Source organism: Corynebacterium sp. zg254 (assembly GCF_024701495.1).
Taxonomy (GTDB): Bacteria; Actinomycetota; Actinomycetes; order Mycobacteriales; family Mycobacteriaceae; genus Corynebacterium; species Corynebacterium zhongnanshanii.
This window is the reverse complement of the sequence record NZ_WIAR01000001.1, coordinates 250,188-272,975: the sequence shown is the minus strand read 5'-3', so window position 1 is coordinate 272,975 and position 22,788 is coordinate 250,188. Positions and strand designations below refer to the sequence as shown.

At 61.0% G+C, this 22,788-nt stretch carries 22 protein-coding genes; 18 read left to right on the top strand and 4 right to left on the bottom strand.

Annotated features, from left to right (window positions below; translation table 11 throughout):
- Nucleotides 1-45 precede the first annotated feature (45 nt).
- From GC425_RS01300 to GC425_RS01245, 12 genes are all read left to right on the top strand, one after another.
- Nucleotides 46-2,346, top strand: coding sequence for a polyribonucleotide nucleotidyltransferase (locus tag GC425_RS01300; RefSeq protein WP_151841652.1), 2,301 nt, complete (start codon nt 46-48; stop codon nt 2,344-2,346).
- A gap of 38 nt (nt 2,347-2,384) precedes the next feature.
- Nucleotides 2,385-3,128, top strand: a complete 744-nt coding sequence (gene dapB, locus GC425_RS01295) for a 4-hydroxy-tetrahydrodipicolinate reductase (protein WP_151841651.1) — start codon at nt 2,385-2,387, stop codon at nt 3,126-3,128.
- Between the two features lie 2 nt (nt 3,129-3,130).
- Nucleotides 3,131-3,886 carry an FAD-dependent thymidylate synthase gene (thyX, locus tag GC425_RS01290; RefSeq protein WP_151844093.1) on the top strand — a complete coding sequence of 252 codons (756 nt, stop codon included), beginning with the start codon at nt 3,131-3,133 and terminating at the stop codon, nt 3,884-3,886.
- A gap of 65 nt (nt 3,887-3,951) precedes the next feature.
- Nucleotides 3,952-4,860, top strand: coding sequence for a 4-hydroxy-tetrahydrodipicolinate synthase (gene dapA / locus GC425_RS01285; RefSeq protein WP_151841649.1), 909 nt, complete (start codon nt 3,952-3,954; stop codon nt 4,858-4,860).
- A gap of 24 nt (nt 4,861-4,884) precedes the next feature.
- Entirely contained in the window at nt 4,885-6,867 is a 1,983-nt protein-coding gene (locus tag GC425_RS01280) for a ribonuclease J (protein ID WP_151841648.1), read from the top strand.
- A 4-nt stretch (nt 6,868-6,871) separates the two neighbouring features.
- Nucleotides 6,872-7,525 carry a TIGR03085 family metal-binding protein gene (locus GC425_RS01275; RefSeq protein WP_231699702.1) on the top strand — a complete coding sequence of 218 codons (654 nt, stop codon included), beginning with the start codon at nt 6,872-6,874 and terminating at the stop codon, nt 7,523-7,525.
- Nucleotides 7,526-7,590: 65 nt separating this feature from the next.
- Entirely contained in the window at nt 7,591-10,377 is a 2,787-nt protein-coding gene (locus tag GC425_RS01270; RefSeq protein WP_151844094.1) for a DNA translocase FtsK, read from the top strand.
- A 189-nt stretch (nt 10,378-10,566) separates the two neighbouring features.
- Nucleotides 10,567-11,568 carry a TerC family protein gene (locus GC425_RS01265; protein ID WP_151841646.1) on the top strand — a complete coding sequence of 334 codons (1,002 nt, stop codon included), beginning with the start codon at nt 10,567-10,569 and terminating at the stop codon, nt 11,566-11,568.
- 2 nt (nt 11,569-11,570) lie between these two features.
- A complete protein-coding gene (pgsA, locus tag GC425_RS01260) occupies nt 11,571-12,167 on the top strand; it encodes a CDP-diacylglycerol--glycerol-3-phosphate 3-phosphatidyltransferase (protein WP_151841645.1) in 597 nt (198 codons plus the stop codon).
- Complete coding sequence (locus GC425_RS01255; RefSeq protein WP_151844095.1) at nt 12,160-12,687, top strand: CinA family protein; 528 nt, start codon at nt 12,160-12,162, stop codon at nt 12,685-12,687. The genes pgsA and GC425_RS01255 overlap by 8 nt, the downstream gene beginning before the upstream one ends.
- 38 nt (nt 12,688-12,725) lie before the next feature.
- Nucleotides 12,726-13,085, top strand: a complete 360-nt coding sequence (locus GC425_RS01250) for a helix-turn-helix domain-containing protein (protein WP_151841643.1) — start codon at nt 12,726-12,728, stop codon at nt 13,083-13,085.
- A 51-nt stretch (nt 13,086-13,136) separates the two neighbouring features.
- The gene (locus tag GC425_RS01245; RefSeq protein ID WP_151844096.1) at nt 13,137-13,976 is read left to right on the top strand and encodes a PspA/IM30 family protein; all 840 of its coding nucleotides are present in this window, start codon (nt 13,137-13,139) and stop codon (nt 13,974-13,976) included.
- A 3-nt stretch (nt 13,977-13,979) separates the two neighbouring features.
- Here GC425_RS01245 and GC425_RS01240 read toward each other — a convergent pair whose 3' ends face one another.
- From GC425_RS01240 to GC425_RS01230, 3 genes are read right to left on the bottom strand one after another with little or no spacing between them, the layout of a single operon-like run.
- Nucleotides 13,980-14,624: an energy-coupling factor transporter transmembrane protein EcfT gene (locus GC425_RS01240; RefSeq protein ID WP_231699703.1), complete on the bottom strand. Its 645-nt coding sequence runs from the start codon at nt 14,622-14,624 to the stop codon at nt 13,980-13,982.
- Nucleotides 14,621-15,331 (bottom strand): energy-coupling factor ABC transporter ATP-binding protein, encoded by a 711-nt coding sequence (locus GC425_RS01235; protein WP_151841641.1) that lies wholly within the window; start codon nt 15,329-15,331, stop codon nt 14,621-14,623. Before GC425_RS01235 ends, GC425_RS01240 begins: the two co-directional genes overlap by 4 nt.
- 3 nt (nt 15,332-15,334) lie before the next feature.
- Nucleotides 15,335-15,928 carry a biotin transporter BioY gene (locus tag GC425_RS01230; protein ID WP_187767859.1) on the bottom strand — a complete coding sequence of 198 codons (594 nt, stop codon included), beginning with the start codon at nt 15,926-15,928 and terminating at the stop codon, nt 15,335-15,337.
- A 74-nt stretch (nt 15,929-16,002) separates the two neighbouring features.
- Between GC425_RS01230 and GC425_RS01225 the strand changes: the two genes are divergently transcribed.
- The 5 genes from GC425_RS01225 (at nt 16,003) to GC425_RS01205 (ending at nt 20,412) form a co-directional block, all read left to right on the top strand.
- The gene (locus tag GC425_RS01225) at nt 16,003-16,230 is read left to right on the top strand and encodes a DUF3046 domain-containing protein (RefSeq protein WP_370451918.1); all 228 of its coding nucleotides are present in this window, start codon (nt 16,003-16,005) and stop codon (nt 16,228-16,230) included.
- 190 nt (nt 16,231-16,420) lie between these two features.
- Nucleotides 16,421-17,539, top strand: a complete 1,119-nt coding sequence (gene recA, locus GC425_RS01220; protein ID WP_151841639.1) for a recombinase RecA — start codon at nt 16,421-16,423, stop codon at nt 17,537-17,539.
- Between the two features lie 5 nt (nt 17,540-17,544).
- Nucleotides 17,545-18,141: a recombination regulator RecX gene (recX, locus tag GC425_RS01215; RefSeq protein WP_151841638.1), complete on the top strand. Its 597-nt coding sequence runs from the start codon at nt 17,545-17,547 to the stop codon at nt 18,139-18,141.
- Between the two features lie 41 nt (nt 18,142-18,182).
- Nucleotides 18,183-19,715: a tRNA (N6-isopentenyl adenosine(37)-C2)-methylthiotransferase MiaB gene (gene miaB / locus GC425_RS01210; RefSeq protein WP_151842391.1), complete on the top strand. Its 1,533-nt coding sequence runs from the start codon at nt 18,183-18,185 to the stop codon at nt 19,713-19,715.
- Entirely contained in the window at nt 19,708-20,412 is a 705-nt protein-coding gene (locus GC425_RS01205; RefSeq protein WP_151844097.1) for a hypothetical protein, read from the top strand. Before miaB ends, GC425_RS01205 begins: the two co-directional genes overlap by 8 nt.
- On the opposite strand, the gene GC425_RS01200 is transcribed toward GC425_RS01205, so the two are convergent.
- On the bottom strand, nt 20,409-21,749 hold the full coding sequence (locus GC425_RS01200) for a DUF349 domain-containing protein (protein WP_151844098.1): 1,341 nt from the start codon (nt 21,747-21,749) through the stop codon (nt 20,409-20,411). The genes GC425_RS01205 and GC425_RS01200 overlap by 4 nt on opposite strands.
- A 115-nt stretch (nt 21,750-21,864) precedes the next feature.
- On the opposite strand from GC425_RS01200, the gene miaA reads away from it, so the two are divergent.
- On the top strand, nt 21,865-22,782 hold the full coding sequence (gene miaA / locus GC425_RS01195; protein WP_151844099.1) for a tRNA (adenosine(37)-N6)-dimethylallyltransferase MiaA: 918 nt from the start codon (nt 21,865-21,867) through the stop codon (nt 22,780-22,782).
- Nucleotides 22,783-22,788: the final 6 nt, after the last annotated feature.

Genomic DNA, 22,788 nt, shown 5'->3' with positions numbered 1-22,788 from the left:
ACCGATGATTTGGCCACGTGAGCGCTCAAGCAGAAAGTTGAGAGCATGAGCCCTCAGAAGAAGAACACGAAGAAGACTACGAAGCCCGCCAAGATCCAGGCGGAATTGGTGGACGACGAAGCCGGCATCTGGCAGGCCTCCGCCACCATCGACAACGGTGATTTCGGACAGCGCACCATCACCTTTGAAACTGGCTTGCTTGCCCGCCAGGCTGACGGGGCAGTGACCGCATACCTGGACGAGGACACGATGATGCTGTCCACCACGTCCTCCTCCAACACCCCACGCGAGGGCATTGACTTCTTCCCGCTGACAGTGGACGTGGAAGAGCGCATGTACGCCGTGGGGCGCATCCCCGGTAGCTTCTTCCGCCGTGAAGGCCGCCCGGGCACCGAAGCCATCCTGGCATGCCGACTAATCGACCGTCCGCTGCGCCCCACCTTCGCGAAGGGACTGCGCAACGAGGTACAGGTCATCGTGACCGTGTTGTCCCTGGACCCACAGGATATGTACGACGTGGTGGCCATCAACGCCGCCTCCGCATCCACCCAGCTGTCTGGCCTGCCTGTATCCGGCCCCGTGGGCGGTGTGCGCATGGCTCTGGTGGCAGACGAGGATCACCCAGACGGCCAGTGGGTAGCGTTCCCCACCCGCGAGCAGGCGGAGCAGTCCGTGTTCGAACTGGTTGTTGCCGGCCGTGTGACGGAGCCAGCGAAGCCGCGCGGCCGTGGCCGCAAGCCAGCCCAGTCCACGCCGAATGTGGCCGTGATGATGGTGGAGGCCGGCGCTACCCACAACGTGGTGGAGCGCATCGCTGAGGGCGCCCCTGCTCCTACGGAGGCCGTGGTGGCCGAGGGCATCGAGGCTGCTAAGCCTTTCATCGCCACCCTGTGCGAGGCTCAGGAGGCTCTGGCGAAGGCTGTGCCGAGCGAGCAGCGCGAACTGGAGCTGTTCCCACCGTTCGGTGCCGACGTGCAGACCGCCGTGGAGGCCGAGGCCCTGGAAGCCCTGGGCGACATCATGAGCATCGCCGACAAGCAGGAGCGTGACGACGCCCTGGCCGCGAACCTGGAGGAGACAGTCGACGCCCTCGGTGACACGTTCCCTGAGCGCGAGAAGGAAATCGCCGCGGCACACAACGACGTCACCAAGCAGCTCGTGCGCCGGCGCATCCTGGAAGATGGTTTCCGCATCGACGGCCGCAAGAGCACCACTATCCGCGACCTCGGCATTGTGGTCCAGCTGGTGCCACGTGCCCACGGCTCCGCCCTGTTCGAGCGAGGCGAGACGCAGATCCTGGGTGTGACCACCCTGGACATGCTGAAGATGGAGCAGCAGATCGACTCTCTGGCTCCGGAGACTCACAAGCGCTACATCCACCACTACAACTTCCCGCCGTACTCCACCGGAGAAACCGGCAGGGTCGGTTCGCCGAAGCGGCGTGAAATTGGACATGGTGCCCTGGCCGAGCGCGCTTTGGTGCCGGTGATTCCCTCCCGCGAGGAGTTCCCGTACACCATCCGCCAGGTCTCTGAGGCGTTGGGATCCAACGGCTCCACCTCTATGGGATCCGTCTGTGCCTCCACCCTGAGCCTGTATAACGCTGGTGTGCCGCTGAAGGCACCCGTGGCCGGTATCGCCATGGGTCTCGTGACCGGCAAGGTGGGTAACAAGGACAAGTACGTGACCCTGACCGACATTCTTGGTGCCGAGGACGCCTTCGGCGACATGGATTTCAAGGTGGCCGGAACCGAAGACTTCATCACGGCTCTGCAGCTGGACACCAAGCTCGACGGTATTCCTTCCGAGGTGCTCGCCGAGGCGCTGGGCCAGGCACGCGAAGCACGTCTGGAGATTCTGGGCCTTATGAACGACGCGATTGACGCCCCCGATGAGATGAGCGAGTTCGCTCCTCGTATCACCAGCGTGACGGTCCCCGTGAACAAGATCGGTGAAATCATCGGCCCTAAGGGCAAGAACATTAACCAGATCACCGAGGACACCGGCGCGAACATCACCATCGAGGAGGACGGCACCGTCTTTATTTCGGCGACCAGCTCCACCGCGGCGGAGGAGGCCACGGAGAAGATCAACGCCATCGCTAACCCGCAGTTGCCGAAGGTGGGAGATCGCTTCCTGGGCACGGTCGTGAAGACCACTGCCTTTGGTGCGTTCATCTCCCTGCTGCCAGGCCGCGATGGCCTGCTGCACATCTCCAATATCGGTGGCGACCGTCGCATCGAGAAGGTGGAGGACGAGGTGTCCGTTGGCGAGAAACTGGAAGTGGAAATCGCCGATATTGATAACCGCGGCAAGATCTCGTTGATTCTGGTCGACGAGGACTAAGGCACCGCACAACGCAATCGAGTGAAGGGAAAGCACAGATGACTAAGGTCGGAGTTTTGGGAGCACAGGGCCGCGTTGGCTCAGCCATCGTGACGGCAGTGGAGGCCGATCCACAGCTGGAGCTGGCCGCGGCACTGGATGCCGGAGACGATCTGCAGCTGCTCGTCGACAATGGGGTAGAGGTCGTGGTGGACTTCACCATCCCCGCCGCCGTGATGGACAACCTCAAGTTCTGTGTGGAGCACGGCATCCACGCCGTGGTGGGAACCACCGGGTGGACCGAAGATCGCTACGCACAGCTTAAAGAATGGCTGGCCGCCAACCCTTCCACAGGTGTGCTGATCGCGCCGAACTTTGCCATCTCCGCAGTGCTCACGATGAAGTTCGCGGAAATCGCGGCACCCTACTTCGAGTCTGCCGAGGTTGTGGAGCTGCACCACCCCAACAAGGTGGATGCGCCTTCCGGAACAGCGGTGCACACTGCAGAAGGTATCGCGCGGGCGCGGGCAGCGGCCGGCCTGGGCGAGCAGCCGGACGCCACCGAGCAGGCTCTGCCGGGAGCTCGCGGCGCTGACGTGGACGGCGTTCCCGTGCACGCTGTGCGCATGACCGGCATGGTCGCGCACGAGCAGGTCATCTTCGGCACTCGAGGACAGTCTCTGACCATCAAGCAGGATTCCTACGACCGTGAGTCCTTCGTCCCGGGAGTGCTGCTCGGCGTCGAAAAAATTGGGTCGCATCCCGGGTTGACGGTGGGACTAGAGCACTTTATGGACCTGTAAGCATGGCCACCATCGCCGAGCTGTCCATCGACCTGGTGGGGCACACCACGTTCGCCCCACCGAGTGATGTGCGGTGGAGTACGGATGCCGCGGACGGGTCCGCCCTGTCGGAGTTCGCCGGACGCGCCTGCTACGAAACGTGGGATAAGCCCAACCCGCACACGGCCACGAACCAGGCCTACGTGCGTCACATCCTGGATGTGGGGCATACTGCGGTTCTGGAGCACTCCTCGGCGAGCATGTACCTCCGGGGCGTGTCGCGCTCGTGCAGCCATGAGATCATGAGGCATCGGCACTTCTCTTTTTCACAACTGTCGCAGAGGTACGTGCCCGCGGAGGAAGCACGCGTGGTAGTGCCGGAGGCAGTGCGGGCTGATGAGCAGCTCACGCGCCTGTTTCTTCAATCCGCCGATGTCGCTCATCAGGCCTACGAAGAGATTCTTCAAGGCATTTCGGCGCAGGGGCTGAATCAAGGGTCCCACGCCGCGGTGCGGGCGAAGCAGGCTCGTCAGGCAGCGCGCGCTGTGCTGCCGAACTGCACCGAAACCCGTTTTGTCATGACCGGAAACTTCCGCAGCTGGAGGCACTTCATCGGGACACGCGCCGCCGAGCATGCGGACCCGGAGATTCGGCGGATCGCAGTAGAATGCCTCGAGAAGCTGAAGCAGATTTCGCCCGAGGTGTTTGATGACTTTAGCGTGGTAGATCTGGTCGATGGTGGCCGCATGGCCACCAGCCCTTATGTCAACGAATTTTAGTGCGCGGCTCACTTAAGCCGTGCCAATTCAACAGTTTGCTATCGAGAAAGGTACTGTGGGGAGCTATGAGTACAGGTATTGTGGCAACGAACGGAGCCGAGCATTTCGGCACGATCTCAGTTGCGATGGTGACTCCTTTTAAGAAGGACGGAACCGTCGACTTGGACGCCGGTGTATCACTCGCTGGTCATCTGGTAGAACAAGGCCTCGATTCTCTGATCCTCGCCGGAACTACCGGCGAATCTCCAACCACTGGAGCATCGGAGAAATTAGACCTGCTCAGAGCAGTACGATCCGAACTGGGAGACAGTGTGAAGCTGGTCGCCGGTGCAGGATCGTACGATACGGCTGCCTCTGTGGAACTCGCCAAGGCCTCTGCTGAGGCCGGCGCAGATTCACTGCTGGTCGTGACGCCTTATTACTCCCGTCCAAGCCAGGAAGGATTGGTTCAGCACTTCACCACGGTGGCAGATGCTGTGGACATTCCTATCTGTCTGTATGACATTCCTTCTCGCTCTGTGATCCCCATCGAACAAGACACCCTGCGTCGTCTTGCAGAACACCCCAACATCCAGGCAGTGAAAGACGCTAAGGGCGATATCTTCCACGCCATGGAACTCATTGAAACCACCGATCTCGCCTGGTATTCCGGCGACGATCCGCTCAACCTGCCGTGGCTTGCCGCGGGGGCAACTGGTTTCATTTCCGTCATTGGACACGTGGCAGCCGCGGAACTTCGCGCACTGCGCAACGCCTATGACGCAGGGGATCTTGCTGAAGCCCGACGCATCGCTGTGTCCCTGGCTCCATTGCAAGAAGCGCAGGCTCGGTTGGGAGGCGTTACATTCGCCAAGGCAGCACTGAAGCTTCTTGGGCATGACGTGGGAGCACCACGCCTGCCCATCCTCGAACCTAGCGATGCTGAATACGAACAGCTCGCTCACGACTTACAACGAGCAGGATTCCTTCAGTAAGGACACCGCTCGTACAAGGGAAATATGACTGAACAACGTTCCAGGGCACGCAAAGTGACCCGGAAGGCTGGTTCTCCTAGCGCTGAGACCGTAGCAGCGGCACAGGAGAACGGCGAAGAGACGAAGAAGAACACGAATAATAAGAACGGCGGGGGACGAAACCGCCGCTCTCGCGGAGGCCGCGGAAACGGTGGCAACGGCGGACGCAACCGCGGAGGTCGCGGGCAGGACAACCAGCGCTCAGGCGCATTGAAGACAATGCAGGGCGCTGACCTCACTCAGCGCCTCCCTCAGCCACCAAAGCTGGCCAAGGGCGATCTGCGCATCGTCGCGTTGGGTGGTATCTCGGAGATCGGCCGCAACATGACTGTCTTCGAGTACAACGGCCGCCTGCTCATCATTGACTGTGGTGTGTTGTTCCCGAGTTCCGATGAGCCGGGCGTGGACCTGATCCTGCCAGACTTCTCCTACATGGAGGACAAGTGGGACCGTGTGGAAGCACTGGTGGTGACCCACGGTCACGAGGACCACATCGGCGCCATCCCATGGATGCTGAAGCAGCGCGCTGATATTCCTATCATCGCCTCTCGCTTCACCTGCGCGTTGATCGCTGCGAAGTGCCAGGAGCACCGTCAGCGTCCGAAGCTGATCGAGGTGGATGAGAACTCCCACGAGTCTCGCGGGCCTTTCGACATCCGCTTCTTCGCGGTAAACCACTCCATCCCGGAGTGCCTGGGCATCGCACTGAAGACTGGTGCGGGCCTTGTTGTCCACACCGGCGACATCAAGCTAGACCAGACCCCGCTGGACAAGCGCCCCACGGACCTGCCCGCACTGTCCCGCTTCGGCGACGAGGGCATCGACCTGTTCCTGTGCGACTCCACGAACGCCACCACGCCGGGTGTGTCCGGTTCGGAGGCTGATCTGGTGCCGACCATCAAGCGTTTGGTGGGCGACGCCAAGCAGCGCGTGATTTTCGCCTCCTTCGCGTCGAACGTGTCGCGCGTGCAGTCCGCGGTGGATGCCGCCGTTGCCGCGGGCCGTAAGGTCGCCTTCAATGGCCGTTCCATGATCCGCAACATGGAGATCGCGGAGCGCATGGGCTACCTGAACGCGCCAAAGGGAACCATCGTCACGATGGACGAGGCTGCAAAGATGGCGCCGCACAAGGTTCTTCTGGTGACCACGGGCACCCAGGGTGAGCCGATGGCCGCCCTGTCCCGCATGGCTCGTCGCGAGCACCGCCAGATCAACGTGAAGGCTGGAGACCTGATCATCCTGTCCTCCTCCTTGGTGCCTGGCAACGAAGAGGCCGTGTTCGGCGTGATCAATATGCTCTCGCAGATCGGTGCCACCGTGGTTACTGGACGCGACGCCAAGGTGCACACGTCTGGTCACGGCTATGCTGGCGAGCTGCTGTTCCTGTACAACGCCGCGCGTCCGCGCAATGCGATGCCAGTCCACGGTGAGTGGCGGCACATTCGCGCCAACAAGGAGCTCGCGATCTCGACTGGTGTGAACCCGAAGAATATTCCATTGGCACAGAATGGTGTGTTTGTGGACCTGCACAAGGGCCACGCCAAGGTGGTTGGTCAGACCACCGTCGGTAACTTGTACGTGGATGGTTCCCGGATGGGTGACATCGGAACCGAGGTTCTGGAAGACCGCACGGCCATGGCCGAAGGTGGCCTGGTGTCCATCACCGTGGTGATCGATAACCGCACCGGCCGTCCTCTGGAGGCTCCGACGGTGAAGACCAATGGCTTCTCCGACGACGCCCGGGACATCGTGAAGGAACTCACCGGTGCCGTGGACAACATCATGTTGGACCTGGCCGGTGAGGGCGAGAACGATCCATACCGAATGGCTCAGAAGATCCGCCGCAAGGTCGGCAAGATCATTAGCGATAAGTGGAAGCGCAAGCCATTCATCGTGCCTACGGTGGTGCCGATGACCAGTGAGATCGTCGAAGAGATCGACGAGACCTTGACGCGGGAGTCTCAGTAGTACCGTGCGCCTTCGCCATGTGTTCGCCTCGAATTTCGCTCGACGTGAGCGTCAGGGCTTGGCCGAGGCCTTGAGGGCCAGCGGCCCGGATGCTCCCACGCTGTGCGAGGGGTGGACCACCAAGGATTTGGTGGTCCACCTGGTCCTACGCGAAGCGCGCCCCGATGCGGCCGTGGGGATGTTTGTCCCGGCCGTGTCCGGCCATTTGGATTCCGTGACGGCGAAGTATTCCGCCTTGCCTTATGAGGAGCTTGTTCAGCGCTTTGAAGCGGGGCCTCCCTGGTGGTCGCCGATGAAGCCGCTGGATAAAGTGGTGAACGTCACGGAGAATTTTATTCACTTTGAGGATGTTCGCCGTGCTAGGGGAGGGGAGGTGCCGGCCCGCCCCTTGGATGACCAGGATCGCGAGCTGTTGTGGTTCTTTATCGATGGCCGCGCGTCCCTGCTGGTGAAAAAGTCCGATGTTCCCATTGAATTGCGGTGGAAAGACCGGAGTGTGCGCTGTGGCGCGGCGTCACACGGCAAGGATGAAACCTTGACTATTGAGGGCGATCCGCAAGACCTGCTGCTGTGGTTGTTTGGGCGGGATGCTGCCGTGTCCCAGCTGACGATCAGCGACCCGGGCCTGTTTCAGCGCGTGAGTGGCCGCTCAGTCTAGAAGATCGGCGCCACGCGCGTGTTAAAGATGTTACTTATGTGGCACTTGCGACTAGAGTGGAGCGCATGACTGCCAGTAGCCGACATCCGCAGAAGAAATCGCCTCGGAACTACCGCACCGAGGCCTATGACACCTCGGATTTTCAGCGCACCGGCAGCGCATTTTCCGCAGTGGGTGCTCTGTTTGGAGGAACCGCGCGCGGGCTGGGCTCCCTGACTCGTCGTGCGATGCCCGACCGCGGGGGATATGAGGATGACCACGACTTTTTTGAGGAGGCCGACACAGAGGTTATGACGCCGAAGAAGCAGCGCACATCACCCCGCTTCGCTAAAAAGGAGCCACCCGTCGTGGAGCCTGAGGAAGAGGAACTCGATGAACCGTCAGGCGTCACGCGTCTGGGCGGAGGGCACGACGGCCCGGCCCTAGCGCTGTTCGCATTGGCGCTGATCGTCGCCGGAACCCTGTGGTTCACTGTCGGTGGCGCCGTGGGCACCGTGGTGTCCGGCATCTTCACGTGGTTCGTGGGCGCAGGCGCCTACATCATCCCAGTCATCCTGCTTGCGGCCGGATGGATCCTGATGGTGGGCATCGACGTGACCCAACGCTCCCTGGGGCGCATCGGCCTCGGTACCGGACTCATTGCGCTGTCCTGCCTGGGCATCATGCACATCGTCGCGGGGCTGCCCACGGAATCGGAACCACGGGCCTCCGCCGGTGGAATCATCGGCCAATTCGTGGGAACGCCCCTGAGCGTGGGCTTTTCCAACTTCCTCGCGATTCCGCTGCTCCTGCTCGCAATCGTGTACGGAGCGCTGCAGCTCACCGGCATGACGTTCGCCGAGGCCTTCCGCGCGAGCCGAGATTACCTGGGGCTTGGGCGTCGGGAATATGAGGATGACCACGCCGACGTCGACGATCTTTACGATGGCGTGGACGAGGAGCTCGACGCCGCCGTGTCCGAATCCCGTACCCCACGTGTACAGCGGAGGCAGCCGCGGGAGGTGGCCCCGGCGGATGAGACGTTGGTCCTGGACTTCTCTCGCAAGATGAAGGAGGAAGAAGAGCGGCCTAAGCGGAAACCTAAGCCAAAGCCTATGCCAGAACCGGAGCCGGAACCGGAACCTGAACCGGAGCGAGACGCAGTAGAGGACTCTCGGGAATCCATCAAGAAGGCGATCATCGCACGCTCGGGGATTGACGCCTCGGCGGTAAAGCCGAAGGAGGAGACTCCTGCGCCACGCGACGAAGCCGTGACCATGTTCGACGGCAGCAACTACCAGCTGCCCAGCGCCGACCTGCTGATCCCCGGTGAGGAATCGAAGGCCCGGAGTGACACCAACGATCGCATGATCGAGGCGATCTCCGCCGTGTTCGAAGAGTTTAACGTGGATGCCCACGTCACGGGCTTTTCCCGTGGGCCGACTGTCACGCGCTACGAGATTGAGCTCGGGCCGGGTGTGAAGGTCTCCAAGATCACCAACCTTCAGTCCAACTTGGCGTACGCCGTGGCTACCGACAACGTGCGTCTTCTGACGCCTATTCCGGGTAAGTCCGCGGTGGGCATCGAGGTTCCGAACACGGACCGCGAGATGGTGCGACTATCTGATGTGCTGCACGCACCGTCGGTCGTCGGTGACACGGATCCCACGCTGATTGGTTTAGGCAAGGACATCGAGGGCGACTTCGTGGCCTCTGCGGTGCAGAAAATGCCGCACCTTTTGGTTGCGGGTTCTACCGGCTCGGGTAAGTCCGCCTTCGTCAACTCCATGCTGGTGTCCTTGCTGACCCGCGCGACCCCGGAGGACGTGCGACTGATCCTGGTGGATCCGAAGATGGTGGAGCTCACGCCGTACGAGGGGATTCCGCACCTCATTACGCCAATTGTGACGGAGCCGAAGAAGGCTGCCGCCGCCCTGAATTGGCTGGTGGAGGAGATGGAGCAGCGGTATATGGACATGAAGGCCGCCCGTGTACGCCACGTGAAGGACTTCAACCACAAGGTCCGCACAGGTGAGATCACGGCACCGCTCGGCTCCGAGCGCGTGTACCGTCCGTACCCGTTCATCATCTGCGTGGTCGACGAGCTCGCGGACCTCATGATGACCGCGCCGCGGGAGATCGAAGATTCCATTGTCCGCATCACTCAGAAGGCCCGTGCCGCAGGCATCCACTTGGTTCTGGCAACGCAGCGCCCATCGGTGGACGTGGTGACTGGTCTGATTAAGACCAACGTGCCGTCCCGCCTGGCGTTCGCTACGGCCTCCGGTACGGACTCCCGAGTGATCCTGGACCAGAGCGGCGCCGAAAAGCTCATCGGTATGGGTGATGGCCTGTTCATCCCGCAGGGCGCGGGCAAGCCGATGCGCATTCAGGGCGCCTTCGTCACCGACGAGGAAGTCCAGGCCGTGGTGGAAGCGGCCAAGGCGCAGGGCGAGCCGAACTACACCGAGGGCGTGACCGACGATAAATCTTCCGAGGCGAAGAAGGAGATCGACGCCGACATCGGCAACGATCTGGAGGACCTTCTCCAGGCGGTGGAGCTTGTGGTCACGGCACAGCTGGGGTCCACGTCGATGCTACAGCGTAAGCTGCGCATTGGATTCGCCAAGGCGGGACGCCTGATGGACCTGATGGAAACCCGCGGAGTGGTGGGGCCATCGGAAGGTTCTAAGGCGCGCGAGGTGCTGGTGAAGCCGGAAGAGTTGGATACGATTCTGTGGATGATCAAGGGCGCCGACCCGGCGGACGCTCCGAAGGAGGTACGCGACGAGATGGAGGAGAACGCCAGCCAGATCCAGGAGCGCAGTGACACCACCGTGGTGGACGCGGATCCAACCAAGGGTGTTTTTTAGTGTAGACTGGGCGATCATTGGAGGGGAGTACCCCTAAGTACCCACGACAACGCTGATCGTCAACACGGCACTTTTACCCACACCATGAGGTAGAAAGTTCCCGGTCGCGTTGGCCACTCTTAACTCTGTGAGTGGCGGGGGAGACCTCCGGTTCTTTGACATACGTTCTAGTGACCGGAGGTCCTTTTTATGGAAGTGAATACCCTGACGTGGCTCATTACCTTTGCGGTAGTGGCCGGCTTCTTCATCTTTGATTTTTATAGCCACGTTCGGACTCCCCATGCGCCGACGATGAAAGAATCCGCCCTGTGGTCGCTGTTCTATATCGCGCTGGCCTTTGTATTTGGCGGATTCTTGTGGCTGACCTGGGGAGAGCCAGGCAACCCGCACCAGCACGGTGTGGAGTTTTTCACCGGCTTTATCACCGAAAAAGCCTTGAGTGTGGACAACCTCTTTGTGTTCGCGCTCATTATGTCCAGCTTTAAGATCCCGCGGGAATACCAGCAAAAGGTGCTTCTGTTCGGTATTGCCATCGCATTGGTATGCCGAGGCCTGTTCATTTGGGCGGGTGCGGCTGTCATTAATGTCTGGTCCGATGTGTTCTACCTTTTCGGTATTTTCCTGTTGTGGACCGCTCTGAAATTGGTGATCGACGAGGTGCGTGGCACCGAGGACGAGGACCCCAACGACATGGTGGTGGTGAAACTCGCCCGCAAGTTCATCCCCGTGTCCGAGAAGTTCAACGGCGATAAGCTGCTGTTTAAGACTAAGGGCAAGACGATGGCCACTCCACTGCTCATCGCCCTGATCTGCATCGGCTTTGTGGACGTGTTGTTTGCACTGGACTCCATCCCCGCCATCTACGGCATCACTCAGGAGCCGTACATCGTGTTCACCACGAATGCTTTCGCCCTCCTGGGACTGCGGCAGCTGTACTTCCTGCTCGACGGATTGCTGGAGAAGCTCGTCTACCTGGGCTACGGTCTGGCGCTGATCCTCGGCTTTATCGGCGTGAAGCTGATTCTGCACGCCCTGCATGAAAACAATCTGCCGTTCATCAACGGCGGTGAGAATGTGTCCGTCTTTGAGTTCCCCACCGAGCTTTCGCTGCTTGTGATCGTGGGAATTCTGGCCGTGGTAACGATCCTTTCGCTGACCGTTGGCCGTAAGAAGGATGCGGTAGACTCTTAAGCGTGCACACGTCACAGGAATTATCACGCTCTAGCTTCGGTCGGTTTGTCCATTCGGTATCACTGCCCAACACGCTGACGGTTATTCGAATTGCAGTGATCCCGGTGTTCCTGTGGCTCATTCTGTCCTCCCAGGATTGGTCCACAGCCACCCAGCCGGATCTCACCATGCGCTGGTGGGCGCTCGGCGTATTTATCGCGCTGATGTTCACGGACCAACTAGATGGCTTCCTGGCACGGCGCTACCAGGTCATCACAGACTTCGGTAAGCTCGCGGACCCCATCGCGGATAAGGCCTTGATGATCTCCGCGTTCGTCAGCCTGAATATCCTGGGCGAGCTGTGGTGGTGGGTGACCGCCGTCATCGTGGTGCGGGAGCTGGGTATCACCGTGTGGCGTATGATTTTGGCGCGCCGTGGAAAAGTGGTGCCGGCGTCGAAGGGCGGAAAGCTCAAGACCGTCCTGCAGACGGTGGCAGTGGCGTTGTTCATCCTCCCGGCGGCCGGCTTCTGGCATGTTGCCGCGGTGGTTTTTATGGCACTGGCCGTGGCGCAGACCGTGATCACGGGCGTGCAGTACCTGGTGGATTCGCGTGATTAACCCCCAGGCCTCTGCGTTGGTTGAGAGATGCCAGTCCACGGGCATCACTGTGGCTACCGCGGAATCGCTCACGGCGGGGCTATGCGCCGCGACGATCGCGGAGGTACCCGGCGCCTCGGCGGTGCTTCGCGGTGGGGTGATTGTCTACGCCACCGAGCTTAAGGAAACCCTTGCCGGGGTGGATGCGCAGCTTTTAGACACTGAGGGTCCGGTCTCTTCAGCGGTCGCTGCGGCACTGGCCCGAGGCGCCGCCGAGGGCTGCGGAGCCACGCTCGGGGTCGGCATCACCGGGGTGGCAGGGCCCGAACCCCAGGACGGGCACCCGGTGGGAGAGGTCTATGTGGCCGTGGTTCATCCAGGCGGTGAGTCTGTCCGTTGTATTCAGGATGAATATGAGGACCTCGTGCACAAAGGGGTGCTTAATGACCTGGACCCGGAGGAGGTCCGCGCACGCGTGCGCAGCCTCGCCGTGGACTGTGCGCTCTTCGATGCCTTACGTCTGACAGATCGCGTACACTGATGGGAACAAATCAGACCCGTGGAGCGTTGGGATAAGTGATGACTCAAAATACACTGCTTCTGGAACAGAAGAATACGGCGCAGGCCGCCAAGGTTGAATCACATGCGCCACACATGCCCGCCGCTAATGAACCTCTTCTCCGAGAGGCGCTGGGAGCCACGCTGCGTGACTATCGTGCGCACTCGGGCTTCACCCTTCGTGAGTTGGCGTCCCTGGCGAGCGTGTCCCCGGGCTACCTCTCCGAGCTTGAGCGTGGGTGCAAGGAAGTCTCTTCCGAGCTGTTGGCCAGCGTCTGCCACGCCATGGGCGTGAGTGTAGCGACGATCATCATCGAAGCTGCCTCGATGATGGCTCTGGACGCCGCTGCCGCTGAACTCGCTGCGTCTGTCACACGCTAAGCTTGAGTAATACAGTTGATTCGTACATTGTGAGCTAGGAGCCCACCAACAATGGCAAACCCTTTCGTAAAGGCGTGGAAGTACCTCATGGCGCTGTTCGACAGCAAAATTGAGGAAAACGCCGATCCGAAAATCCAGATCGAGCAAGCCATCCAGGAAGCACAGCGCCAGCATCAGGCGCTCAGCCAGCAGGCAGCAGCCGTGATCGGCAACCAGCGACAGCTGGAAATGAAGCTGAACCGCCAGCTCGAAGAAGTAGAGAAGCTGCAGAAAAACACCAAGCAGGCTCTCACCTTGTCTGACAAGGCACGCGCCGAAGGAAACACTCAGAAGGCGACGGAATACGAAAACGCCGCCGAGGCCTTCGCCGCCCAGCTCGTTACCGCCGAGCAGTCCGTGGAGGACTTGAAGAGCCTGCACGACCAATCTTTGCAGCAAGCTGCCCAGGCGAAGCAGGCTGTGGAGCGCAACTCCATGCAGCTGCAGCAGAAGGCTGCGGAGCGGACCAAGCTGCTCAGCCAGCTGGAGCAGGCGAAGATGCAGGAGAAGGTAGCGGACTCGCTGAAGTCCATGAACCAGATCTCCGGCGGCTCTACTCCTAACCTTGACCAGGTGCGCGAAAAGATTGAGGCTCGTTACGCCAACGCCCTGGGTGCTTCTGAGTTGGCGCAGAACTCCGTTCAGGGTCGTATGGCTGAAGTGGAGCAGGCTGGCATCCAGATGGCTGGTCACTCCCGGCTGGAGGAGATTCGCGCGCAGATGAACGGTGGAGGACACGCCGCGGTGGAGTCTTCTGAGCCTCAGGCGGCTATCGAGCAGGGACAGCCTCAGGTTAATGATGTTGCTGACGACGCCGTGGCTCGCCGTATGCGTGAGCTGCGCGGCGAATAGAAACTAGTCGTCCAGACCGCGGCTGATCATCGCCTCCCCGAGAGCTTTGGCGCGCACTAAGGTTCGCACCATGAGGGGGATACCGAAGGCCGTGAGAGCACGACCAGGGCCCGTGAGACCACGGGCCCTTTGTGCTTCCAGGACCTCAGAGGCCGTGCCCAGCATCAGGGGGATCAGGCGAAGCGTGAGGCTAAAAGCTAAGACGATGGAGTCCACGGGCAGGCCGAAGCGTGCGAACGGGCGGAGTGCTGTCTCGAGTGCATCCATCATGTCGGCCACGGTGGTAGTTAGTGTTACCAGGGTTGCTGCAACGACGGCCGAATAGACTCCCAGAATGCTCACCACTCCAGCGAGGACGCCGCTGCGCCAGGCCAGTAGAGCGCCGAAGGGGAGGATGAGGGTCAGCGGCCCGAGCAGCTGGCCACATGCCGTGGCCCGCGGGATGCGTGCAAGAACGTAGCCCCCAAGGGCCAGGCCAAGCGCTGCCGCACCGCAGACCAGTGCCCACACGGGCGGGGAATGGTGGATGGCCAGCGTGCTGACTACCAAGAACAGAATCAAGCCCAGCATCTTGTGCCCCGGCCGGGCGCGATGCAGCACAGTATCGCCGGGGACATACACGCCGAGTGGCACATTGTGCGCGCTCACACGTCCTCCGCCTCTTGGCGCTCGACATAACGCTCGATGACCTCGCCCGGGCTGGAGTGCAGAGAATCGTCCACCAGCCGGGAATCCTCGAAGCAGAGAATGCGGTCGTAGTCGTGAATGAAGTCAAGATCGTGCGAAATGACTAGCATTTGTTGGTCGAGTGCGCTGAAGGTACGGGAGACCCGGCGTCGATTTTTAAGATCCAAGAAGGTGCTCGGCTCATCCGCAACAATGACTGACGGCTCCATCACCAGGACCGAGGCGAGGGCGAGCAGTTGCTTCTCGCCGCCGGAGAGGGAGTGGGGAGAGGCATCGGCCAGATGGGTGAGCCCCAGGCGCTCCATCACGGCCTTTGTGCGGGTGCGGACCTCGTGTTGTGGGAGCTTGAAACGCCGGAGGGACAGGGCGATGTCCTCTTCGACGGTGGGCATGATGATCTGGTTGTCGGCGTCGGAGAAAATGAAGCCCACCTGGCGGCGGACGTCACGCGAGTGGCGGGCGACGTCGGTTCCGTTGACGGTGACTGAGCCCGCGGTGGGCTTGGTGAGCCCGTTGATCAGCCGGACGAAGGTGGACTTGCCGGACCCGTTGGTGCCGATGATCCCGATTCTGTGTTCGGTCAGAGTGAGCGTGAGAGGACTGAGGATGGTGCGGGGTGTGGGATGGTGTACGCGGACTTCGGCGTCGGTAAAGGTGAGTGTGGGCATGGTTTAAGCCTGCGATGGCTGTGTGTGGACCGACGGCACCAGATCAGGCACGGCCTTGACCACAGCAGTGGTGATGGCCGCTGCGGCGATGATTTTTACAACGCCGCCGAAGACGAAGGGGCCGTTCGACGCAATGGCGTCCACGAGGGGCATGTCCAGGCGGATAACGAGGCCGATGGAGCCGCAGAGGTATTGGACAAGAATGCCTACGGCGCCGGCGCAAAGGTACCAGAGGAAGCGAACGCCGCTCTTTGTGGGGACACGCTCGGCGATCCAGCCCACGATCAGTGCGGAGACAATATAGCCCACCAGATAGCCAACAGTGGGGCCGGGGAGAGCGGACAGAGTGGTGCGCCAGCCCGCAAGGTTCGGGATACCGACGAGGCCCACAGCGAGGAACAAAATGGTGGCGAGGCTTCCGCGGCGCAGACCCAGAATCAGACCGGCGAGAATGGGGCCCACATTTTGGAGCACAATGGGGACGCCCAGGGAGCCTACGGGGATGGACACGGCCCCTAAGGCGATGATGAGGGCGGCGAACACGGCGATGTAGGCGAGGTCGACGGCGCTGAACGAGGACGTGCGGTGTGTAGTCATGGATTTAATATAGAGCGCCGCTGAACGGTGTTCAACTGGTCTGTCGTGCGCGGGCTGATCGGTGGCCTCGTGTTATGTTCGAAGGCATGCGCAGGACGGAGTTCGACAGGTTAGTTAGGGGCGAGTTCGGGAGCTCGTTTGCCGCATGGATCGAAGGGACTCACGTGATTTCCAGCCTGGGGGATACTGCGGGGCATCTCATCGAACAGGGGTACGACCTTCGGCAAGTGTGGGAGGGGCTTTGTGAGGACTTCGATGTTCCTGAATCGCGCCAGCTCGGTGAGGATGTCGAGGGGTTTTAAAGTAAAGTGTGACGGTGTACGGGTGCCTGTTTATTTTCGAACACAGGTTCGTGTATTATGGTGGTATTCGAACACGGGTGTAGAGCCTGTGGGCTACAACTAGAACACAGAAGAATTAAAAACTATGAACCTTTTCCGCCTCAGCGCAGTCTAACGATGTAGCAGGACGGACAACCCGAAAGGAATCACTATGCCTCCCAAGAAGAAGGCCAGCGCGGCAGGCTCCAACGATCGGACGAAGGCGCTTGATCTTGCGATGCAGCAAATCGAGAAGGACTTCGGCAAAGGCGCGATCATGCGCCTCGGAGACGATGAGCGTCCACCGATCAGTGCCATCTCTACGGGCAATATCGCGATCAACGTAGCGCTGGGCATCGGCGGTTTCCCCCGCGGGCGCGTGGTTGAGGTCTACGGTCCGGAATCCTCGGGTAAGACCACCGTTGCCTTGCACGCCATCGCCGAGGCGCAACGTGCTGGTGGAATTGCCGCCTTTATCGACGCCGAGCATGCGTTGGATCCGGAGTACGCCCGAGTGTTGGGTGTGGATACGGACGCGCTGTTGGTGTCCCAACCCGATACCGGGGAGCAGGCGCTGGAGATCGCAGACATGCTTGTTCGCTCAGGTGCGATCGACATTATCGTGATTGACTCCGTGGCGGCACTGACGCCGAAGGCTGAAATCGATGGAGACATGGGTGACTCCCACGTGGGACTGCAGGCAAGGCTGATGAGCCAGGCGCTGCGCAAGATGACGGGCGCTCTTCACCAAACCGGCACCACAGCGATTTTCATCAACCAGCTGCGCGAGAAAATTGGCGTGATGTTCGGATCGCCGGAGACCACTACCGGTGGTAAGGCCCTGAAGTTCTACGCGTCCGTGCGGTGCGACATTCGCCGTATCCAGGCCCTGAAGGACGGCACGGATGTGGTGGGTAACCGCACGCGCCTGAAGGTCGTGAAGAACAAGGTGTCCCCACCATTCAAGGTGGCCGAGTTCGACATCCTCTACGGAGAAGGCATCTCCCGCGAAGGATCCATCATCGATCTGGGCGTGGAAGCCGGCATCATCAAGAAGTCCGGAGCCTGGTTCACCTATGACGGCGACCAGCTGGGGCAGGGTAAGGAAAAGGCTCGCGACTTCCTGAAGAACAACCCGGATGTTGCCACGAAGCTGGAAGACCTGATTATGCAGGAGATGAAGGTCGGACCTTACGCGGTGAAGAAGGGATCCGCACCTGAGGAGGCAGTAGCTCCGGAGGATCAACCCATCGACCTGGCCCCAAGCTTCGATGACGAGGATGAAGACTAGCCACGATGGTGAAACCGTCTGCGGAGAAGATTGCTCAGCTGCGCTCAGCGATTGAACACTGGGACAGCCAGCATTCTGAACCTCTGATAGATCATGATGAGGAAGAACGCCTGGCCCCGATTAAGCGTAAGGCGGTTGCCCTTATCAACCATCGTGCGCGGAGTAGCTCTGAGCTGCGGAGCCGGCTACTCGACCAGGGCTTCGAGGAACCGTTGGTAGACCGCGTGGTGAACCTCTGTCTCAGCAACGGGATGATTGATGACCAGAGCTTTGCCCGTGAGTGGGTGCGGCAACGCAGCCGAAATCAGAAGAAGTCGGCTGCCGTGCTGCGTCGAGAATTGGCGCAGAAGGGGATCAGCGAACGCCAGATCGAGGACGCGCTCGAGCTCATTGATGAGGGGCAGCAACAATCCATCATGGAAGAGCTGATCGATAAAAAGGCACAATCGCTCACCCATTCGCCGGCTGACCGTAAAGAATACGACAAGTTCCTCCGACGCATGGTGGGTGTGGCGGCGCGACGCGGTTTCCCCCAAGGCGCTAGCGTGGCCTATGCGAAAGTGGCTCTGGAGCGCCGGATCGACGAGCTCGGTCAGCCTTAGGGTTTTCGAGCATAACTAGAGTAGGATCGAGTCCCGTGGCATTGACGACAAATTCGGGTACAAACAACGCAACTGAGCCAACTCCACGTACCTACGAGGTGCGTACCTTCGGCTGTCAGATGAATGTGCACGACTCAGAACGTCTTTCTGGCATGCTCGAAGACTCCGGGTACATCCCCGTACCTGAGGGGGACACCCCCGACGTAGTGGTGTTCAACACCTGCGCTGTTCGAGAAAATGCAGATAACCGACTGTACGGAACGCTCGGCCAGATGAAAGGGGTGAAGGAAAAGCACCCCGGGATGCAGATCGCCGTTGGCGGCTGCATGGCCCAAAAGGACAAGCAAACCGTGGTGGACAAGGCCCCCTGGGTCGATGTGGTGTTTGGCACCCACAACCTCGGCGCCCTGCCCACGCTGCTGGAGCGCAGCGCGCACAACCATCGAGCCGAAGTGGAAATCGTGGACGCGCTGGAAGAATTTCCCTCCGTGCTGCCTGCGAAGCGCGAATCGGCCTACGCCGGATGGGTGTCCGTGTCCGTCGGCTGCAACAACACGTGCACCTTCTGCATCGTGCCCTCCTTGCGTGGCAAGGAACAGGACCGGCGCCCCGGAGACATCCTCGCTGAAGTGCAGGCGCTGGTGGACCAGGGTGTTTCTGAGATCACGCTGCTGGGGCAAAATGTCAACGCCTACGGAGTAAACTTCTCCGATCCCGACCTTGAGCGGGACAGGGGAGCGTTCGCCAAGTTGCTGCGAGCCTGTGGTGAGATCGAAGGCTTGGAACGCCTCCGCTTTACGAGCCCTCATCCCGCGGAGTTCACCGATGACGTGATCGACGCTATGGCGGACACGCCTGCGGTGTGCCCGCAGCTGCACATGCCTCTGCAGTCAGGATCTGACAAGGTCCTCAAGGAGATGAAGCGCTCCTACCGGTCCAAGAAGTTCCTTGGCATCTTGGAACGCGTCCGCGAGCGCATTCCACACGCCGCCATCACCACGGACATCATCGTGGGCTTCCCCGGCGAAACAGAAGAAGATTTCCAGGAGACCCTGCGGGTGGTGGAAGAGTCTCGCTTTACCAGCGCGTACACCTTCCAGTACTCGCCTCGCCCGGGAACCCCCGCCGCTGATTATGAAGGCCAGGTGCCGAAGGCCGTGGTTCAGGACCGCTACGAGCGTTTAGTGGCAGTACAGGAACGCATCTGCAAGGAGGAAAACGCCAAGCTGATCGGCACCCGGCAGGAACTGCTGGTCCAGGCCACCGGCGGCCGAAAGAATGACCAGACCCACCGCATGACCGGTCGTGCCCGCGACGGCCGCCTGGTGCACTTCACACCCATTGACGGCATCCGCCCGGGCGATATTGTTGAGGTAGAGATCACGGAATCCGCCCCGTACTTCTTGACCGCGGACGCCGGGGTGCTCAGCCACCGTAAGACCAAGGCCGGAGACATGTCCGAAGCCGGACAGACTCCGACCACCGCGCCCGTGGGGGTGGGCCTCGGTTTGCCATCCATTGGAAAGCCACTATCCGTACAACAACCACTCAAGGGAGGATGCGGTTGTGACTAAAAAACGCACCCAGAACACGCCCGCGTACCGAACAATCGACGAAGCGTTAGAGACGTATAAGGAAGACCTCGCCGGCGCGGAAAAGAAGCTCAACCGCGACATCAACTACACGGCCTTCTTGCCCGCCATGGCGTGCGGACTTCTGGCTGTGTTCCTCGCGTTCTTCCTGCCTCACTCCGGTGACGTGCATGGATACGACGTCCTGTTCGATACGTCGGTGGCGCGACAGTTCGCAACCACCAACCCAGAGCGGATTTACAGCTGGCTTGCCCTGACTGGCGGTGTGCTCCTCACCTTGGCCACTATCTTTACCCGAGACTGGATCGTCGCCTGGGCTAACTGGGCCGTCGCCGGCGTGGGATGGTTCTACTCCATCATCGCTATCTGGATGCGCCAGTCCCGGCCTACAGCGCCAGTCAACGATCCCTTGCTATACGGTGACGGACCTAGCTACGGGCTGATCCTCGCGCTGCTCGGCATGACCACCCTCTTTGCGACGCTGAGTGTGCTGCTATTCCGCCGCAGCCCTCTGCAAAAGGCTATCGCTCGCGCGCGGCGCGAAGAGGCCAGCAAAGATGAAGAGGCATTGCTCAAGCAGCAGCGCCTACGCACTGGCTTGAAGCCTCATGCACAGGCCGAGATCGTGGATGACCGTCGCCAGCGCGTGCGCCAGCGACGCGAACAGACCGGGGACTAATTCTCGAGCGCGTCGGTAGCTGCCTGAGCCCATTGGCTCCACTGCGCGGCCTGCTCACGCAGTTGTGCGGCACGGGCACTGTCGCCCCGAGACTCGGCCGCCGCAGCCTCACCGTTGAGTTGATCTACTTTGGCTTGGAATTGTGCGGCTCGGGACTGCACCTCTGGGTCAGTCTTTCGCCACTGCGCCTCTTCCGCCTCAGAGACCCTGCGCTCGAGCTGGGCAATTTTGTCCTCAAATTCGCGGACGCGGTTGCGCGGAACAAAGCCAATCTCTTCCCACTTATCCTGAAGGTCCCGAAGCGCAGACTTTGCCTTGTCGAGGCCATTGTCTGGGTTGATCTTCGCGTCGAACTCATCCAACAACGCCTGCTTCCGGGTGGCATTGGCCGCAAACTCCTCGTCCCGCTTGGAGTTCTCCGCCGCGCGTGCGTCAAAGAACTTGTCCTGAGCAGCGCGGAACTTCTCCCACAGCGCATCATCAGCGGCTCGCGGCGCTCGGCCAGCTGCCTTCCACTCCCGCATGAGATCCTTGTAGGCCCGTGCCGTGTCGGCCCAGTCGGTCGAGTCAGACAAAGCCTCAGCGCGTTCAACCAGGGATTCCTTGATGCGCTTAGAATGCGCGCGAGCCTTATCGAGGTCAGAGAAGTGGGAACCGCGGCGCTTGTTAAAGGCCTCGCGGCCGGAAGAAAAACGCTCCCACAGGGCATCATCGGTGGCGCGATCGACACCTCGGATGCTCTTCCATTCCTCCAGCATCGCGTGGAACCGGTCACCTGTGCGCTTCCAGTCCGTGGATTCCGCACCCAGCTTCTCGGCCTCGTCAGCCAGACGCTCCTTCGCGGCCACGGCCTGCTCCCGGCGCTCAACCTTGTCCTGCTCAGCTTGGCGCTCTGCGCCAAAACTCTGATCGATGATCGCGGCGAGGCGCTGATCCAAGGAATCGAGATCCCCGATCACCGCGGCAGTAGGCAAGCTGTCCTTCACATGCGTGGCATCCTGACGAATGCGTGCCGCCTCCTCGGGGTGGGTGCCCAAGCGGGCCTCAAGGAGCGCAATCTCGGTCGAGAGATCATCGAAGCGTGCGCCGAAGTGCGCCAGTCCCTCTTCTGGCGTTCCGGCCTTGTACACGCCAACCTTGCGTTCTCCGGCGGAGGTGTTTACCCACGCCGTGCCGTCGGCGTCGACCCGCCCAAAGGCGGAAGGGTCAGATTGGCGCGCCACCGCTGGCGATACCCGCGGCAGTGGGTCCCGCCGTCCAGCAGCCGTGGGCCCCGGCTTCGGGCCGGGCTTCGGACCTGGTTTGGGCCGAGGGGAAGGATTCTGCGGTGTGGTCATAGTCAAAGGCTCCTTGAAAGTGTTCTGTCCAGATTATTCCAGATCATTCGCACCGACGTCTCACTAATCACCCAATGCGGTGACGAAGGTTCTCGTTTTTATAGACTTGGCTTCCATGAGTTCCACTCCAGTGTGCGTTGTGGGCCCCACGGGCTCAGGGAAAACGGCCGTGTCTCTTGCTCTCGCGGAAAAGCTCGATGGGGAAGTGGTCAATATCGACTCGATGCAGCTCTACAAGGGCATGGACATCGGAACAGCCAAGATAACGCCAGAGGAACGCGGGTCTATTCCACACCACCTCTTTGATGTGTGGACCGTGACCGATACCGCCAGCGTTGCCGAATACAGGGCGGCGGCCATCGACGTTGTCGACCATATTATGGCTCGCGGCCACACCCCGATCATCGTGGGTGGCTCGATGATGTACGTGCAGGCACTGGTGGACACCTGGGATTTCCCGCCCACGGACCCGCAGGTTCGGGCACGGTGGCAGGCGGAGCTGGAGCGGGTCGGCGTCGGTCGTCTCCATGAGACATTGGCGCAGATCGATCCGCAGGCGGCGTCGATCATTGAGGATAACGATCCACGTCGCACGGTTCGGGCGCTGGAGGTCATTGAGTTGACGGGCAAGCCGTTCGCTGCGTCACAGCCGCCCAAGGATCAACCCCCGCGGTGGGATATGACCCTAATCGGCCTGCACGCGCCGGCGCAGTGGCTGAATCCTCGCCTGGAGCGCCGGGTGCATCAGATGTTTGAGCAGGGGTTGGTGGACGAGGTGACGCGGCTAAAGGACCAGGGACTGGTCAGGGAGTCCACTGCAGGTCAGGCGATCGGGTACGCGCAGGTCCTCGACTACCTGGACGGCGAGTTGAGCTATGAGGAGGCCGTGGAGAAAACCATCATTGGGACGCGGCGGTACGCCCGCAGACAGCGGTCCTGGTTCCAGCGCGACAAGCGGATTCAGTGGATCGACGCGAGTGCCCCGGATGTTATCGAACAGGCATGCGCCGTGGCTGTAGGGGCCCGGGGCTAAACTGGT